The organism is Caenispirillum bisanense (genome assembly GCF_900230255.1).
GTDB classification, from domain to species: Bacteria; Pseudomonadota; Alphaproteobacteria; order Rhodospirillales; family Rhodospirillaceae; genus Caenispirillum; species Caenispirillum bisanense_A.
Genome location: NZ_OCNJ01000002.1, coordinates 74484 through 89464, shown reverse-complemented (window position 1 = coordinate 89464; position 14981 = coordinate 74484). Strand labels below are relative to the sequence as shown.

General features: G+C 71.3%; 13 protein-coding genes. 6 read left to right on the top strand and 7 right to left on the bottom strand.

The features are described from left to right. Nucleotides 1-149 precede the first annotated feature (149 nt). The 4 genes from CRP50_RS04875 to CRP50_RS04860 are packed head-to-tail and all read left to right on the top strand — an operon-like array spanning nt 150 to nt 2676. Nucleotides 150-953: a MotA/TolQ/ExbB proton channel family protein gene (locus CRP50_RS04875; RefSeq protein ID WP_245913371.1), complete on the top strand. Its 804-nt coding sequence runs from the start codon at nt 150-152 to the stop codon at nt 951-953. Further along, nucleotides 950-1360 carry an ExbD/TolR family protein gene (locus CRP50_RS04870; RefSeq protein ID WP_097277879.1) on the top strand — a complete coding sequence of 137 codons (411 nt, stop codon included), beginning with the start codon at nt 950-952 and terminating at the stop codon, nt 1358-1360. Before CRP50_RS04875 ends, CRP50_RS04870 begins: the two co-directional genes overlap by 4 nt. 3 nt (nt 1361-1363) lie before the next feature. Next, the gene (locus CRP50_RS04865) at nt 1364-1768 is read left to right on the top strand and encodes an ExbD/TolR family protein (protein ID WP_097277878.1); all 405 of its coding nucleotides are present in this window, start codon (nt 1364-1366) and stop codon (nt 1766-1768) included. Then, the gene (locus CRP50_RS04860; protein WP_097277877.1) at nt 1765-2676 is read left to right on the top strand and encodes an energy transducer TonB; all 912 of its coding nucleotides are present in this window, start codon (nt 1765-1767) and stop codon (nt 2674-2676) included. Before CRP50_RS04865 ends, CRP50_RS04860 begins: the two co-directional genes overlap by 4 nt. A 151-nt stretch (nt 2677-2827) precedes the next feature. Here the strand turns inward: CRP50_RS04860 and CRP50_RS04855 are convergent, their stop codons facing one another. The 4 genes from CRP50_RS04855 to ugpB all read right to left on the bottom strand — a co-directional run bounded on the left by CRP50_RS04855 (nt 2828) and on the right by ugpB (nt 7083). Then, entirely contained in the window at nt 2828-3919 is a 1092-nt protein-coding gene (locus tag CRP50_RS04855; RefSeq protein WP_097277876.1) for a sn-glycerol-3-phosphate import ATP-binding protein UgpC, read from the bottom strand. Nucleotides 3920-3941: 22 nt separating this feature from the next. Continuing rightward, a complete protein-coding gene (gene ugpE / locus CRP50_RS04850; protein ID WP_097277875.1) occupies nt 3942-4790 on the bottom strand; it encodes a sn-glycerol-3-phosphate ABC transporter permease UgpE in 849 nt (282 codons plus the stop codon). Further along, the gene (ugpA, locus tag CRP50_RS04845) at nt 4790-5671 is read right to left on the bottom strand and encodes a sn-glycerol-3-phosphate ABC transporter permease UgpA (RefSeq protein ID WP_097277874.1); all 882 of its coding nucleotides are present in this window, start codon (nt 5669-5671) and stop codon (nt 4790-4792) included. Before ugpA ends, ugpE begins: the two co-directional genes overlap by 1 nt. Nucleotides 5672-5757: 86 nt before the next feature. Further along, nucleotides 5758-7083: a sn-glycerol-3-phosphate ABC transporter substrate-binding protein UgpB gene (gene ugpB / locus CRP50_RS04840; protein ID WP_097277873.1), complete on the bottom strand. Its 1326-nt coding sequence runs from the start codon at nt 7081-7083 to the stop codon at nt 5758-5760. A gap of 205 nt (nt 7084-7288) precedes the next feature. On the opposite strand from ugpB, the gene CRP50_RS04835 reads away from it, so the two are divergent. Next, entirely contained in the window at nt 7289-8968 is a 1680-nt protein-coding gene (locus CRP50_RS04835) for an NADH-ubiquinone oxidoreductase-F iron-sulfur binding region domain-containing protein (protein WP_097277872.1), read from the top strand. Continuing rightward, nucleotides 8965-11727, top strand: a complete 2763-nt coding sequence (gene fdhF / locus CRP50_RS04830) for a formate dehydrogenase subunit alpha (protein WP_097277871.1) — start codon at nt 8965-8967, stop codon at nt 11725-11727. Before CRP50_RS04835 ends, fdhF begins: the two co-directional genes overlap by 4 nt. Here fdhF and choV read toward each other — a convergent pair. From choV to CRP50_RS04815, 3 genes are all read right to left on the bottom strand, one after another. Next, a complete protein-coding gene (gene choV, locus CRP50_RS04825) occupies nt 11688-12962 on the bottom strand; it encodes a choline ABC transporter ATP-binding protein (RefSeq protein ID WP_097277870.1) in 1275 nt (424 codons plus the stop codon). The genes fdhF and choV overlap by 40 nt on opposite strands. Beyond that, on the bottom strand, nt 12959-13804 hold the full coding sequence (gene choW, locus CRP50_RS04820) for a choline ABC transporter permease subunit (RefSeq protein WP_097277869.1): 846 nt from the start codon (nt 13802-13804) through the stop codon (nt 12959-12961). Before choW ends, choV begins: the two co-directional genes overlap by 4 nt. A gap of 102 nt (nt 13805-13906) precedes the next feature. Further along, nucleotides 13907-14878: a choline ABC transporter substrate-binding protein gene (locus CRP50_RS04815; protein WP_097277868.1), complete on the bottom strand. Its 972-nt coding sequence runs from the start codon at nt 14876-14878 to the stop codon at nt 13907-13909. Between the last annotated feature and the right edge of the window lie 103 nt (nt 14879-14981).

Below are 14981 nucleotides of genomic sequence, written 5' to 3'. Positions count from 1 at the left end.
CCCCGAATGACCTGGCCCCGCCACCGCCCTTCGACCCTTCGGCGACCGACGAAACCCTTCGTCCATGCGGGTTTTGCCTTGACTTTGCAAATGACTCGCATTGTCATTCGCGCAAACGAGACCAGTCATCCCAACCGGGGACCGCCACCATGACCGACCAGACCCCGCCGCCGGCCGATCCTGCCGCCGCCGTCACGCCGCCGGGCGACCCCGCCGCCGCTGTCGCCGCCACGCCGGCCCTGGACCCCATGCCGGCCGCCGATGCCGTGCCGCCGCCGGAGGCGCTCGGACCCTTCGCCGAGGCGCTCGGGCTGCTCGATGCCGGCGGGCCGATCATGTACGTGCTGGCGGCCATGTCGGTGGTGACGCTCACGCTGGTGCTGGTCAAGCTGCTGCAGTTCGCCGGTGCCCGCCTGTGGGCGCGCCGCGGCGTCGCCCGGGCGCTGGAGCTGTGGCACGCCGGCCGCGGCGCCGAGGCCGCGCCCGTCCTGCGCAAGGAGCGCAGCCCGGTCGCCAAGGTGGTGCTGGCGGCCCTGCTCGGGCGGCTCGATCCCAACCTGCCGGCCACCGAGGCGCGGGAGGAAGCGGAGCGCATCGCCGCCCTGCACATGGACCGCCTGACCGGCGGCCTGCGCCTGCTCGCCGTCATCGCGACGCTGAGCCCGCTGCTCGGCCTGCTGGGGACCGTCATCGGCATGATCGACGCCTTCCAGGCGCTGGAAAGCGCCGGCAGCAAGGTCGACCCGTCAATCCTGTCGGGCGGCATCTGGGTGGCGCTGCTGACCACCGCCGCCGGCCTGCTGGTCGCCATTCCCGCCGCCGCCGCCCACCAGTGGCTGGAGGGCGTGGTGGAGCGCGCCGGCCGCGCCATGGAGGACGCCGCGACGCAGATCTTCACCCACCAGCCGGCCACCGCCCTGCGGCGCCGCCACGAAGCGCGCGCCGCCGAATGAGCCGCGCCTTCCGTGTCACCGGCGCCCGGCGCGGCGGCCGGGCCCTCATCAGCCTGACGCCGCTCATCGACGTGGTGTTCATCCTGCTCGTGTTCTTCATGCTGGCGTCGAGCTTCACCGACTGGCGCGCCCTCGACCTCGCCACCGCCGGCAAGGCCGTCGCCGCGGCGTCGTCGGCGGAGGGCGCGCTGGTGGTACGGGTGCGCGCCGACGGGGCGCTGGACGTGGCCGGCGCCCGCGTGGCCGAGGCCGATCTGGCGGCGCGGCTGGCCGACGTCGCGCCCGAGCGCCGCGTCGCCGTGCAGCCGGACGCCGGCGTGCCGTTGCAGCGGGTGGTGACGGTGATGGAGACGGTGGCCGCCGCCGGCCTGACCAAGGTCTCCCTCGTGCGCGGCGCGGGGGGCTGAGCCATGCGTTTCCGCACCCGCCACCGTCCGGCCCCGGACGGCGAGAACGTCCTGCCGCTCATCAACGTGGTGTTCCTGCTGCTGGTGTTCTTCATGGTCGCCGGCGCCCTGGAGCGCGCCGACCTGTTCGCCGTGACGCCGCCCGAGACGGCGGTGGAGGCCACGCCCGAGGATCGCCACGGCGTCCTGCTGCTGGCCGCCGACGGGCGCCTCGCACTCGCCGACCAGCCGGTGGAGCGCAGCGCCCTCGCCACCGCCGTGCAGGCGTGGCGCGCGGCCAATCCCGAGCAGATCCTGACGGTCAAGGCCGACGCCACCGCCGAGGCGCTGGAGGTGGTGGCGCTGCTGGAAGACCTGCGCGCCGCTGGCGTGCCCCAGGTGGTGCTGCTGGCGGAGGCGGCGCGGTGAGGTCCTTCGTCCGTTGGCCGCTCGCCCTCACGCTCGCGCTCGGGGCCCATGTGGGCGCCGTGTGGTGGCTGCACGCGCCGAAACCGCCGCCGGCGACGGCGCTGGGTGCCGGTGTCGGCGGCATCCTCATCGACCTGGGGCCGGCCGGTGCCGCCGCCGGTGCGGAAAGCGCCGCCGCCCCCGTGGAGGAACCGGCCGAGGAACCCGCTGAAGAGCCGGTGGAGGAGCCGGCCGAACCCGTCGTCGAGCCGCAGCCTGAACCCGAGCCGGTGGTGAAACAGGAGCCGCAGCCCGAGCCGGAACCGGTGGTCGAGCCGGAACCCGAACCGGAACCCGAGCCGGTCGAACCGCTGCCGGTGGAGACGGTCGAGCCGCCGCCGCCCGAGCCGCCCCCGCCGCCCGTGCGCAAGCCGCCGCCGCCCAAGCCGCCGACCCGGCCGGTCGAGCCGAAGCCGGTCCAGCCCGCTCCGCCCGCCCCGCCCCCCGCCGCCACGCAGGCCGCTCCGGCGCCGACGCAGCCGGGTCCGGTGGCACCGCCGGGCGACGCCGGTCAGGCGGGCGCGGCGGCCGGGGCCGCCACCGGCAGCAGCCCCGCCGCCACCGGCGGCGGCACGCCGGGCGAGCGGCGCGACTACCTCGCCCAGGTGCAGGCCTGGCTGGAACGGCACAAGGAGTATCCGCGCTCGGCCCGCGTGCGGCGCCAGGAGGGCACGGTGCTGCTGCAGTTCGTGCTCGACCGCAGCGGCCGGGTCCTCAGCCACCGCATCGTCCGCGGTTCCGGCCACGACGCCCTGGACGCCGAGGTGGACGCCATGATCCGCCGCGCCTCGCCCCTGCCGCCCATGCCCCCCGGCATGACGGCGGGGACCATGGACATCACCGTGCCGGTGCTGTTCGCCCTGCGCTGAGCCGCGCGGCGACGCCCGTGATCGCCTCGTGCGCGACCGCGGGGCCTGCTGCCTCACCTACCGGGTGGGCAGGGCACGCCGTGGGCCTCCTGCCCCAGGCTGGCGCGATGCCCGCCAGCGCGCCGACTGGGACGCCGTCCTGGCCTGAGCCTCAGTCGGGCAGGCGGCGGCCGGTGTCGCGGTCGAACAGGTGCAGGTGGGCGGGGTCGGCGATGGCGGTCAGCGTCGCGCCGTCCGCCACCGTGCGGGTGCCGCGCAGGCGCATGGTGAGCGGCAGCGTGGTCCCCGTGATGCGGCCGTGGACGATGATGTCGGCGCCGAGCGGTTCCGCCAGGTCGGCCGTCAGCGACAGGCGCGGGCCGGCCATGCCCTCGGGGTGCAGGTGCTCGGGCCGCAGGCCGAAGGTGACCGGGCGCCCGGCCTCGGCGGGGCGGGGCTGCGGCAGGGTGATCGCCGGGCCGTCGCCGTCCTCGCCCAGCAGCACGGCGGCGCCGGCGGGGCCGATCACCGCCGGCAGCAGGGTCATGGCGGGGCTGCCGATGAAGCCGGCGACGAAGGTTGTCGCCGGCCGGGCGTAGACCTCCAGCGGCGCGCCCACCTGTTCGGCGACGCCGGCGTTCATCACCACCAGCCGGTCGGCCATGGTCATGGCTTCCACCTGGTCGTGGGTGACGTAGAGCGAGGTGGTGCGCAGGGCGCGCTGCAGGCGGCGGATTTCCAGGCGCATCTGCACCCGCAGCTTGGCGTCCAGGTTGGACAGCGGCTCGTCGAACAGGAACACCGCCGGCTCGCGCACGATGGCGCGGCCCATGGCGACGCGCTGGCGCTGGCCGCCCGACAACTGCCCCGGCCGACGGTCGAGCAGCGGCCCGAGTTCGAGGATCGCCGCGGCTTCCTTCACCCGGCGCTCGATCTCGGCCTTGGGCGTGCCGCGGTTGCGCAGGCCGTAAGCCATGTTTCCGAACACCGTCATGTGCGGATAGAGGGCGTAGTTCTGGAACACCATGGCGATGTCGCGCTTGGCCGGCTCCAACCGGTTGACGACGCGCCCGTCGATGCGGATCTCGCCGCCCGACACCTCTTCGAGCCCCGCGGTCATGCGCAGGAGGGTGGACTTGCCGCAGCCCGACGGGCCGACCAGCACGATGAACTCGCCGTCGGCGATGGCGAGGTCGATGCCGGGAATGGCCCGGAAGCCGTTGGCGTAGGTCTTTGCGACCTCGGAAAACTGCACGGTGGCCATGGGAGGGGCGTCTTCTCGCTAGTTATTTCTCGGCGTCGACCAGACCTTTGACGAACAGCCGCTGCATGGCGACCACCACCGCCACCGGCGGCAGCATGGCGAGGCAGGCCGTCGCCATGACGATGCCCCAGCGCGGTTCCTCGTCGGACACCGTCACCATGCGCTGGATGCCCATGACGATGGTGTAATAGCTCTCGTCCGTGGTCACGATCAGCGGCCACAGGTACTGGTTCCAGCCGTAGATGAAGAGGATGACGAACAGCGCCGCGATGTTGGTCCACGACAGCGGCAGCAGGATGTCGCGGAAGAACTTCAGCGGCCCGGCGCCGTCCATGCGGGCGGCCTCCAGCAGTTCGTCGGGGATGGTCAGGAAGGCCTGGCGGAACAGGAAGGTGGCCGTCGCCGAGGCGATGAGCGGGATGGTCAGGCCCGCGTAGCTGTCGAGCATGCCGAGGTCGGCCACCACCTTGAAGGTCGGCAGGATGCGCACCTCCACCGGCAGCATGAGCGTGACGAAGATCAGCCAGAAGATCGGCATGCGGAAGGGAAAGCGGAAATAGACCACCGCATAGGCCGACAGAATGGAGATCACGATCTTGCCGAGCGCGATGCCGAGCGCCATGACCAGGCTGTTGACCAGCATCATGCCGACCGGCACGCCGCCCGCCTTGGCGAGACCGCGCGCCACCGCCTCGCCCCAGTTGGCGAGGAAGGCGTCGCCCGGCAGCAGCGGGATGGTGCCGGCCACCATCGCGTCCTGCGGCAGGGTGGAGGCGACGAAGGCGACCCACAGCGGCAGGGCGACGGTGGCGAGGCCGAGGAGCAGGATCAGGTGGCTGACCAGCGTCAGGACCGGGCGGTTCTCGACCATCAGTACTGCACCTTGCGCTCGATGTAGCGGAACTGCACAACGGTGAGCGCGATGACGATGGCCATCAGCACCACCGACTGCGCCGCGCTGCCGCCCAGGTCGAGGCCGACGAAGCCGTCCTTGTAGACCTTGTAGACCAGGATCTCGGTGGCGCCCGCCGGGCCGCCCTCGGTGGTGGCGTGGATGATGCCGAAGGTCTCGAAGAAGGCGTAGACGACGTTCACCACCAGCAGGAAGAAGGTGGTCGGCGACAACAGCGGGAAGACCACGGTCCAGAACCGCTTGGCCGGGCCGGCGCCATCGATGGCGGCCGCCTCGATCAGCGAGCGCGGGATGGCCTGCAGCCCGGCCAGGAAGAACAGGAAGTTGTAGCTGATCTGCTTCCATGCCGCGGCGATCACCACCAGAGCCATGGCCTGGCCGCCGTTCGTGTAGTGGTTCCACGTCACCCCGACGCCGCGCAGCAGCCAGGGCGCCACGCCGAGCGAGGGGTTGAACAGGAACCACATGAGCACGCCGGCGATGGCCGGGGCCACGGCATAGGGCCAGATGAGCAGCGTCTTGTAGGCCGATCCGCCCTTCACCACCCGGTCGGCCATGACCGCCAGCAGCAGGGCGAAGCCCATGGACAGCGCCGTGGTGGCGACGCTGAAGACGACGGTGTTGCCGAAGACCTCCAGGTATTCGCCGCTCGAGAACAGGTCCTCGAAGTTCTCCAGGCCGACGAACTCGGTGCTCAGGCCGAAGGCGTCCTCGCGCAGCAGCGACTGATGGAGGGCCTGGCCCGCCGGCCAGATGAAGAACACGAGCGTCACCACCACCTGCGGCAGGACCAGCAGGTAGGGCAGCGGGGACGACGGGAAGGTGACGCGCTTCTGCATGGGACGGGCAACCGGGCTTCAGCCGAAAACGGGGAACCGCCCGCGCCCCGAAAGGCGGCGGGCGGTCCGGTCGAGGAGAAGACGGCTCAGTGCGTCTTCTCGAACTTGCGCAGCAGGTCGTTGCCGCGGCTCGCGGCATCGCTCAGCGCCTGGTCGGCCGACTTCTTGTCGGACCACACGGCTTCCAGCTCCTCGTTGATGATGTCGCGGATCTGGGTGAAGTTGCCGAGGCGCAGGCCCTTGGAGTTGGGGCCGGGCTCGCCGCGGGTCAGCTGCAGGATGGCGACGTCGGCGCCGGGGGTCTTGTCGTAGAAGCCTTCGGCCTTGGCGGCTTCGTAGGCGCCGTGGGTGATCGGCACGTAGCCGGTCGCCTTGTGCCAGTCGAGCTGCACGTCGTCGGTGGACAGGAACTTCAGGAACTCGGCGACGCCCTCGTATTCCTTGCCGTCGTGGCCCTGCAGCACCCACAGGGTGGCGCCGCCGATGATGGAGTTCTTCGGCTGGTCGATGACGCTGTCGTCGTAGGGCAGGGGCGCGATGCCCCAGGCGAACTTGGCGCCGTCCTTCACCGCGCCGTAGTAGGCGGAGCTGTTCATCAGCATGGCGCATTCGCCGGTCAGGAACAGCGGGTTCGGGTCGCCGCGGCGGCCGCCGTAGACGAAGGTGCGGTCCTTCTGCCACTCCTTCATGTCGGCGATGTGCTTGGTGAACGGCGGCGCATCGAACGCCAGCTCGGTGTCGAAGCCGCCGAAGCCGTTGTCCTTGGTGGCGAAGGCGGCGTCGTGCAGGGCGCCGAAGGTCTCCAGCTGCACCCAGCTCTGCCAGCCGGTGGTGAAGCCGCAGGTCGGCTGGCCCTCGGCCTTCACCGCCATGATCTTGCGGCTGGCCTCGGCCAGCTCGGCCCAGGTCTTGGGCGGCTCGGCGATGCCCGCCTTGGCGAAGGCGTCCTTGTTGTAGAACATCACCGGCGTCGAGCTGTTGAACGGCATGGACAGCATCTTGCCGTCGGTGGTGGTGTAGTAGGACTTCACGGCGTCCAGGTACTGGTCGGGGTCGAAGCTGCCGCCGTGCTCGGCCATCAGCTGGTGGACCGGGTAGACGGCGCCCTCGGCGGCCATCATGGAGGCGGTGCCGACCTCGAACACCTGCACGATGTGCGGCTGCTGCTTGGCGCGGAAGGCGGCGACGGCGGCGGTCAGGGTCTCGGTGTAGTTGCCCTTGTAGACCGGAACGACCTTGAAGGCGTCCTGGCTGGCGTTGAACTTCTCGGCGTATTCCACGACCTTCTCGCCGGTGACGCCGCCGCCCATGGCGTGCCAGAACTGGATCTCCGTCGGCGCGGCGAGCGCGGGCCAGGCACCGAGGGTGGCGGCGAGCGCCAGGCTCGCGACGCCGTATTTGATCGCCTTCATGGGGGTGCTCCCGATTGGTTGATCTATTGGTCAGGTTTCTCGGGTACCCCAGTATCATCAGGACGTTACGCGGCGATGACGGGTCCATGAATGTTCTGTGATGCCTGAAATGTTCAGGCCTGAAACAAAACTGCCGCCTTGTTGTGGACGGGCGCGGCGGGCGGATGTTAACGATGATCCGGCCGGGCCACAGGGAGATGCCGCCATGACCGAGACGCTCCTCACCCCTCCGACGCGCGGGCGGCGGCGGCAGCGCGGGCCGGTGGCGGACCCGGCGACGCTGGCCGAGGTGGAGCGGCTGACGGCCGGCCTGCCGCGCCGGCGCGACCTGGTGATCGAGGCGCTGCACCGGGTCAACGACGCGCTGGGCTGCCTGCCGGAAGCGCATGTGGTGGCGCTGGCCAGCGCCTGGAAGCTGGCGCCGGTGGAGGTCTTCGAGGTCGCCACCTTCTATGCCCATTTCGACCTCGTCCCCGCCGCCGAGCCCCTGCCGCCGGCCGTCGCGGTGCGCGTCTGCGACGGTCCGGCCTGCCGCATGGCCGGCGCCGACGCCCTGCACGACACCCTGGCCGCGGCGCCGCCCGAAGGCTGCCGGGTGACCCACGGCCCCTGCATGGGCCGCTGCGAGCAGGGGCCGACGGTGCTGGTCGGGCGCCGGGCGGTGACGCGGGCGAGCGCGGCCTCGGTCGCCGACGCGGTGGCCCATGCCGCCGATCCGCTGCCGCCGTCGGATGCCCAGCGCCTCGCCCATGCCCATGCCGAAGGTGCCTACCGCGTGCTGGCCGACCTGCGGGCCGGGCGGCGGTCCGACGACGATGTTCTGGCGACGCTGGAGGAGGCGGCCTTGCGCGGTCTCGGCGGCGCCGGCTTCCCGACGGCGCGCAAGTGGCGCACGGTGCGCGGCCTGCCCGGCCCCAAGGCGGTCTGCGTCAACGCCGACGAGGGCGAACCCGGCACCATCAAGGACCGCGTGTGGCTGGAAACCCGGCCGCACCGCATGCTGGAAGGGGCGCTGGTGGCGGCGCACGTGGTCGGCGCCGACCTGGTGGTGGTCTACCTGCGCGACGAATACCCGGAAGCCCACGCGCTGCTCGCCGCCGAGATCGACGAACTCGCCGCCCACGGCCTGACGGAAGGCGTGACGGTGGACCTGCGGCGCGGCGCCGGCGCCTACATCTGCGGCGAAGAGTCGGCGATGATCGAGAGCATCGAGGGCAAGCGCGGCTGGCCGCGCCACCGCCCGCCCTACGTCGCCGAGCGCGGCCTGTTCGGGCGGCCGACGGTGGTCAACAACGTCGAGACGCTGGCCTGGGTGCCGGAGATCCTGGAGAAGGGTCCCGACTGGTGGAAGAGCCAGGGCCGCCGCGGCCGTGCCGGCCTCCGCGCCTTCTCCGTCTCCGGCCGCGTCGCCGAGCCGGGCGCCAAGGTGGCGCCGGCCGGCATCAGCCTCGCCGAACTGATCGAGGAACACTGCGGCGGCATGGCACCGGGCCACACGCTGAAGGCCTTCCTGCCCGGCGGCGCTTCGGGCGGCATCATGCCGGCGTCGCTCGCCGACCTGCCGCTCGACTTCGGCAGCTTCGAGCCGCACGGCGGCTTCATCGGCTCGGCGGCGGTGGTCGTGTTTTCGGACGCCGACGACCTGCGCGTCGTGGCGGCCGACCTCATGCGCTTCATGGCGCACGAAAGCTGCGGCCAGTGTACCCCCTGCCGCGTCGGCTGCGACAAGGCGGTGACGCTGCTGGAGGCCGATCGGTGGGACACGGACCTGCTCGCCGATCTGGGGCAGGTGATGCGCGACGGCTCCATCTGCGGCCTCGGCCAGGCCGCCCCCAACATCTGGCAGACGCTGCTGCGCCATTTCCCCGAGGAGGCCGCCCGATGACCGCCTTCACGCTCAACGGCCAGTCCGTCGAGGCCCGGCCCGGCGAGACCATCTGGCAGGTGGCCGACCGCCTCGGCGTCACCCTGCCGCACCTGTGCTACCGCGACGAGCCCGGCTATGGCCAGGCCAAGGGCGGCCGCGGCGGCAACTGCCGCGCCTGTCTGGTGGAGATCGAGGGCGAGCGGACGCTGGCCGCCTCGTGCATCCGCACCCCCACCGCCGGCATGGTGGTGACGACGGAAAGCGCCCGCGCCGAGAAGAGCCGGGCGCTGGTGCTCGAACTGCTCGGCGCCGACCAGCCGGAGACGGCCGAGCGCTCGCGCGTCCACCACTGGATGGCCGACGCCGGCATCGACCGCAGCCGCTTCCCCGCCCGCCGCCACGCAGCGCCCGCCCCCGACGCCAGCCATCCGGCCATGCGGGTGAACCTGAGCGCCTGCATCAGCTGCGGCCTGTGCGCCCGCGCCTGCCGCGACGTGCAGGTGAACGACGTCATCGGCTTCGCCGGGCGCGGCATGGAGACGACCATCGTCTTCGACACCGCCCGGCCCATGGGCGACAGCTCCTGCGTCGGCTGCGGCGAATGCGTCCAGGCCTGCCCGACCGATGCCCTGCTGCCGGCCTCCCGCGTGGCGGAGCCGGCGGCGGCGCAGACCGTCGACACCGCCTGCCCCTATTGCGGCGTCGGCTGTCAGGTCCGCCTCACGGTCGCCGACAACCGCATCGTCGAGGTGGAAGGCCGCAACGGTCCGGCCAACGAGAACCGGCTGTGCGTGAAGGGCCGCTTCGGCATGGACTACGTCCACCATCCGCAGCGCCTGACCGTGCCGCTCATCCGCAAGGACGGTGCGCCGAAGACCTGCGACATGGACCCGGCGAACCCGTGGACGCATTTCCGCGAAGCGACGTGGGAGGAAGCGCTGGAGCGCGCGGCCGGCGGCTTCCGTCGCATCCGCGACAACCACGGCGGCGGCGCGCTGGCCGGCTTCGGCTCGGCCAAGGGCTCGAACGAGGAAGCCTATCTGTTCCAGAAGCTGGTGCGCACGGCCTTCCGCACCAACAACGTCGACCACTGCACGCGGCTCTGCCACGCCTCGTCGGTGGCGGCGCTCATGGAGATGGTGGGCTCGGGCGCGACGACGGCGCCGGTGCGCGAATGCGCCAATGCCGAGGTCATCGTCGTCATCGGCGCCAACCCGACGGTGAACCACCCGGTCGGCGCGACGCACATCAAGAACGCCGTGCAGAACGGCGCCAGGCTGGTGGTCATGGACCCGCGCGGGCAGGCCCTGTCGCGCCATGCCACCTGGATGCTGCAGTTCAACCCCGGCACCGACGTGGCGCTGCTCAACAGCCTGCTGCACGTGGTGATCGCCGAAGGCCTCTACGACCGCACCTTCGTGGCCGAGCGGCTGGAGGGGTTCGAGGTGCTGAAGCAGCACGTCTCCGCCTTCTCGCCCGAGGTCATGGCGCCCATCACCGGCATCGCGCCCGACGTGGTGCGCGAGGTCGCCCGCGCCTTCGCCACGGCGCGCGGCGCCATGGTGTTCTGGGGCATGGGCCTGTCGCAGCACGCCCACGGCACCGACAACGCCCGCTGCCTCATCGACCTGACGCTGATCTGCGGCCACGTCGGCAAGCCCGGCAGCGGCCTGCACCCGCTGCGCGGCCAGAACAACGTGCAGGGCGCGTCGGACGCCGGGCTGATCCCCATGGTCTACCCCGACTACCGGTCGGTGGAGGACGCCGCCGTGCGCGGCTTCTACGAAGACCTGTGGGACACCCCGCTCGACCCGCACAAGGGCCTGACGGTGGTGGAGATCATGCACGCTGCATCCGACGGTCGGATCAAGGGTCTCTACGTCATGGGCGAGAACCCGGCCATGTCCGACCCCGACCTCGTCCACACCCGCGCCAGTCTGGCGGCGCTCGATCACATGGTGGTGCAGGACATCTTCCTGACGGAAACCGCCATGCTGGCCGACGTGGTGCTGCCGGCCTCCGCTTTCCCGGAAAAGACCGGCACCTTCACCAACACCGACCGTCTGGTGCAGATGGGCCGCGCCGCCCTGACGCCGCCCGGCGAGGCGCGCCAGGACCTGGCGATCATCCAGGAGATGGGCCGCCGGCTCGGGCTGACGTGGGACTACGCCGGCCCGGCCGAGGTGTTCGAGGAGATGCGCGCCTGCATGCCCTCCATCGCCGGCATCTCGTGGGCGCGGCTGGAGCGCGAGGGCGCCGTCACCTACCCCTGCGCGGCCGAGGACGAGCCTGGCAAGGCGATCCTGTTCGACGACGTCTTCCCGCTGCCCGGCGGCAAGGCGCGCCTGAAGACCGCCGACGTGCTGCCGCCCGCCGAACTGCCCGATGCCGATTACCCGCTGGTGCTGACCACGGGCCGCGTGCTGGAACACTGGCACACCGGCGCCATGACCCGCCGGGCGACCGCGCTGGAAGCGCTGGAGGGCGAGCCGCACTGCCTGCTCGCCCCCGCCGCCCTGGCGCGGCTCGGGATCGCCGAGGGTGGGCCGGTGCGCCTCACCACCCGGCGCGGCAGCATCCGGCTGGCCGGGCGGCCCGACCCGCAGGTGCCGGAGGGCATCGTCTTCGTGCCGTTCTGCTACACGGAAGCGGCGGCCAACCTGCTCACCAACCCGGCGCTCGACCCGACCGCCAAGATCCCCGAGTTCAAGTTCGCCGCCGTGCGGGTGGAGGCCGATCAGGCCGCCGAGGTGTCGCCGGCCGCCTTGCCGTCCTGAGGCGCCGGGGCGTCCTCCGGCGCGCCTTCGCGGCCGAGGATGCCCTGGTAGATCTCGCGGTGGCCGATGACGCCGACCGCCTTGCCGTCCTCCTGCACCACGATGGGGGCGTTGGTGGCGCGGTGGATCTCCATGGCCTCGCGCATGGTGATGTCGGCCGGCGCGGCGACCACGGCGTGCGCCGGCAGGTCGGCCACCTGCTCCGGCCCCTGGTACTCCACCACCGGGCTGGGCTCGGCGGCGGCGGTGGCCGTGGCGGTGGCGGCGCCGCCCTCGGCGTCGAGCTTCACCACCGTGCCGCTGGCCGGCTCGACCAGGATGCGGCCGCCGGACAGGCGCTTCAGCACTTCCACCGGCGTCATGATGGAGGCGCCGCGCAGCACGTTCACCGGGTTCATGTGCGCCACGAAGTCGGCGACGTAGGCGTCGGCCGGGTTGAGCGCGATGTCTTCCGGCGTGCCGTACTGCACGACGCGGCCCGATTCCATGATGGCGATGCGGCTGCCGATCTTCATGGCTTCGTCGAGGTCGTGGGAGACGAAGATGATGGTCTTCTTCAGCGTCTGCTGCAGTTCCAGCAGCTCGTCCTGCAGCTTGTTGCGGATGAGCGGGTCGAGCGCCGAGAACGGCTCGTCCATGAGAAGGATCGGCGCGTCCTGGGCGAAGGCGCGGGCGAGGCCGACGCGCTGCTGCATGCCGCCCGACAGCTCGTGGGCGTAGCTGTCCTTCCAGGCGTCGAGGCCGACCATGGCGAGCTTCTCTGCCACCACCTCGTCGCGCTGCTTCTTCGGGATGCCCTGGACCTCCAGGCCGAAGCCGACGTTCTCGGCGACGGTGCGCCAGGGCAGCAGGGCGAACTGCTGGAACACCATGGCGACGGTGTGGGTGCGAAGCTGGCGCAGGGTCTTGGCGTTGCACTGGGCGACGTCGACCATGGCGTCGCCGGTGCGCACCAGCACCTCGCCGCGGGTGACGGTGTTGAGGCCGTTGACGCAGCGCAGCAGGCTCGACTTGCCGGAGCCGGACAGGCCCATGAGGACGCAGATCTCGCCCTCCTTCACCTCCAGCGTGGCGTCGCACACGCCGACCACGTCGCCGGTGGCGGCCTGGATGGCGTCGCGGTCCTGGCCGGCGTCGAGCAGCTCCAGCGCCTTTTTCGGGCGCTTGCCGAAGATCACGTCGACGTGGCGGAAATCGACGGCGGTGCGGGCGTCGGATTGGGTCGGGGTCGTCATCGGGCGGCCCTCCGTTCCGGTTGCTTGAACAGGCGGTCGAGCACGATGGCGAGGATCACGATGGACAGGCCGGCCTCGAAGCCCATGCCGATGTTCACCGTGTTCAGCGCCCGCACCACCGGCTTGCCGAGGCCACCGGCGCCCACCAGGGCGGCGATCACCACCATGGACAGGCTGAGCATGATGCACTGGGTCAGCCCCGCCATGATGGTCGGCATCGCGTGCGGCAGCTCGATCTTCCACAGCATCTGGCTGCGCGTCGCGCCGAAGCTTTCGCCGGCCTCCAGCAACTGCTTGGGCGCCGAGGAAATGCCGAGGTAGGTGAGGCGCACGGGGGCTGCGATGGCGAAGATGACCGTCGAGATCAGCCCCGGCACCACGCCCAGCCCGAACAGGATCAGCGTCGGGATCAGGTAGACGAAGGTGGGGATGGTCTGCATGAGGTCGAGGATCGGCCGCAGCACCTGGTAGAGCCACGCCCGGTGCGCCGCCGCGATGCCGAGCGGCACGCCGACGGCCATGCACAGCGCGGTGGCGAACAGCACCAGCGCCAGCGTCTCCATGGTGTCGGCCCAGTAGCCGAGGTTCACCACCAGCAGCAGCGACAGCACCGTCATGGCGACCAGCCCGATGGAGCGGTGCAGCCACCACCCCAGGCCGGCCAATGCCGCGATGAAGGCGAGCGGATGGACCCACAGCAGCAGGTCGATCAGCCCGTCGATGAGGAAGCCGAAGACGTCGGAAATGAAATAGAAGACGAACGCCGCATGGTCGTTCAACCAGTCGACGAAGGTCCGCATCCAGTTTCCGAGCGGGATCTTATTGTCGGTGAGCCAGTCCATGTCTCGACCTGAAAAGGGAGAAGGGGCACCGCCGCGTCCGTCCGGGGGAAGGGGAGGACCGGACGGACGCGGCGGTGCTGCGGGAGACGAGGCCTTGCGCGGTTACTTGCCGCCCAAAGCCGTCTCTACCGCGGCCTTGGCGTCGCCGCCGTCGGCGGTGGTCACGCCGTCCAGCCACGACAGCGCCATCTGCGGGTTCTGCTTCAGCCACGCGCGGGCGGCGGCGTTGGGCTGTTCCTTGTCGTTGAGGATGGCGCCCATGATCTCGTTCTCCATGGCCAGCGAGAACGTCACGTTGTCGATGAAGCGCGCCAGGTTCGGGCACTGCTCGGGCAGGCCGGCGCGCACGTTGGTGTGCACGGTGGCGCCGCCGAAGTTCGGGCCGAACACGTCGTCGCCGCCCGACAGGTAGGCCATGTCGTGGTTGGCGTTCATGGGGTGCGGCTCCCAGCCGAGGAACACCACCCACTCGTCGCGGCGGTCGGCGCGGGTCACCTGCGACAGCATGCCCTGTTCCGAGCTTTCGATCAGCTCGAAGCCGCCGAGGCCGTACTTGTCGTCATCGATCATGCCCTGGATCAGGCGGTTGCCGTCGTTGCCCGGCTCGATGCCGTAGATCTTGCCGTCGAGCTTGTCCTTGAACTTGGCGATATCCTGGAAGGACTTGAGGCCGCCGTCGAAGGCGTACTGCGGCACCGCGAGCGTGTACTTGGCGCCTTCCAGATTGGCGCCGAGGTCCTTCACCGAGCCGTCTTCCAGGTAGGGCCGCACGTCGGCCTCCATGGTCGGCATCCAGTTGCCGAGGAAGACGTCGACGTCGCCGTTCTTCAGGCTGGCGTAGGTGACGGGCACCGCCAGGATCTCGGCGCTCGGCTGGTAGCCCAGGGCCTCCAGCACCACCGAGGTGGCGGCGGTGGTGGCGGTGATGTCGGTCCAGCCGACGTCGGCGAAGCGCACGCTGCGGCAGGCCTCCGGGTCGGCGGCGAAGGCGGCGGGCGCGGCGGTCAGCGTGGTTCCGGCGGCGAGCGCAGCGGCGAAAGCGGTTGCGGCGGCGCGAGGCGCGAGGGCGGTCATATGGTCTCGTCTCCTGTGTCTGCGTCGGCCTCGGCGTCCGGTGCCGCCCGCGGGGGCGACCGGTCGAAGCGACCAGCGGGTTGACGGGCCTGGAAAAGGACAG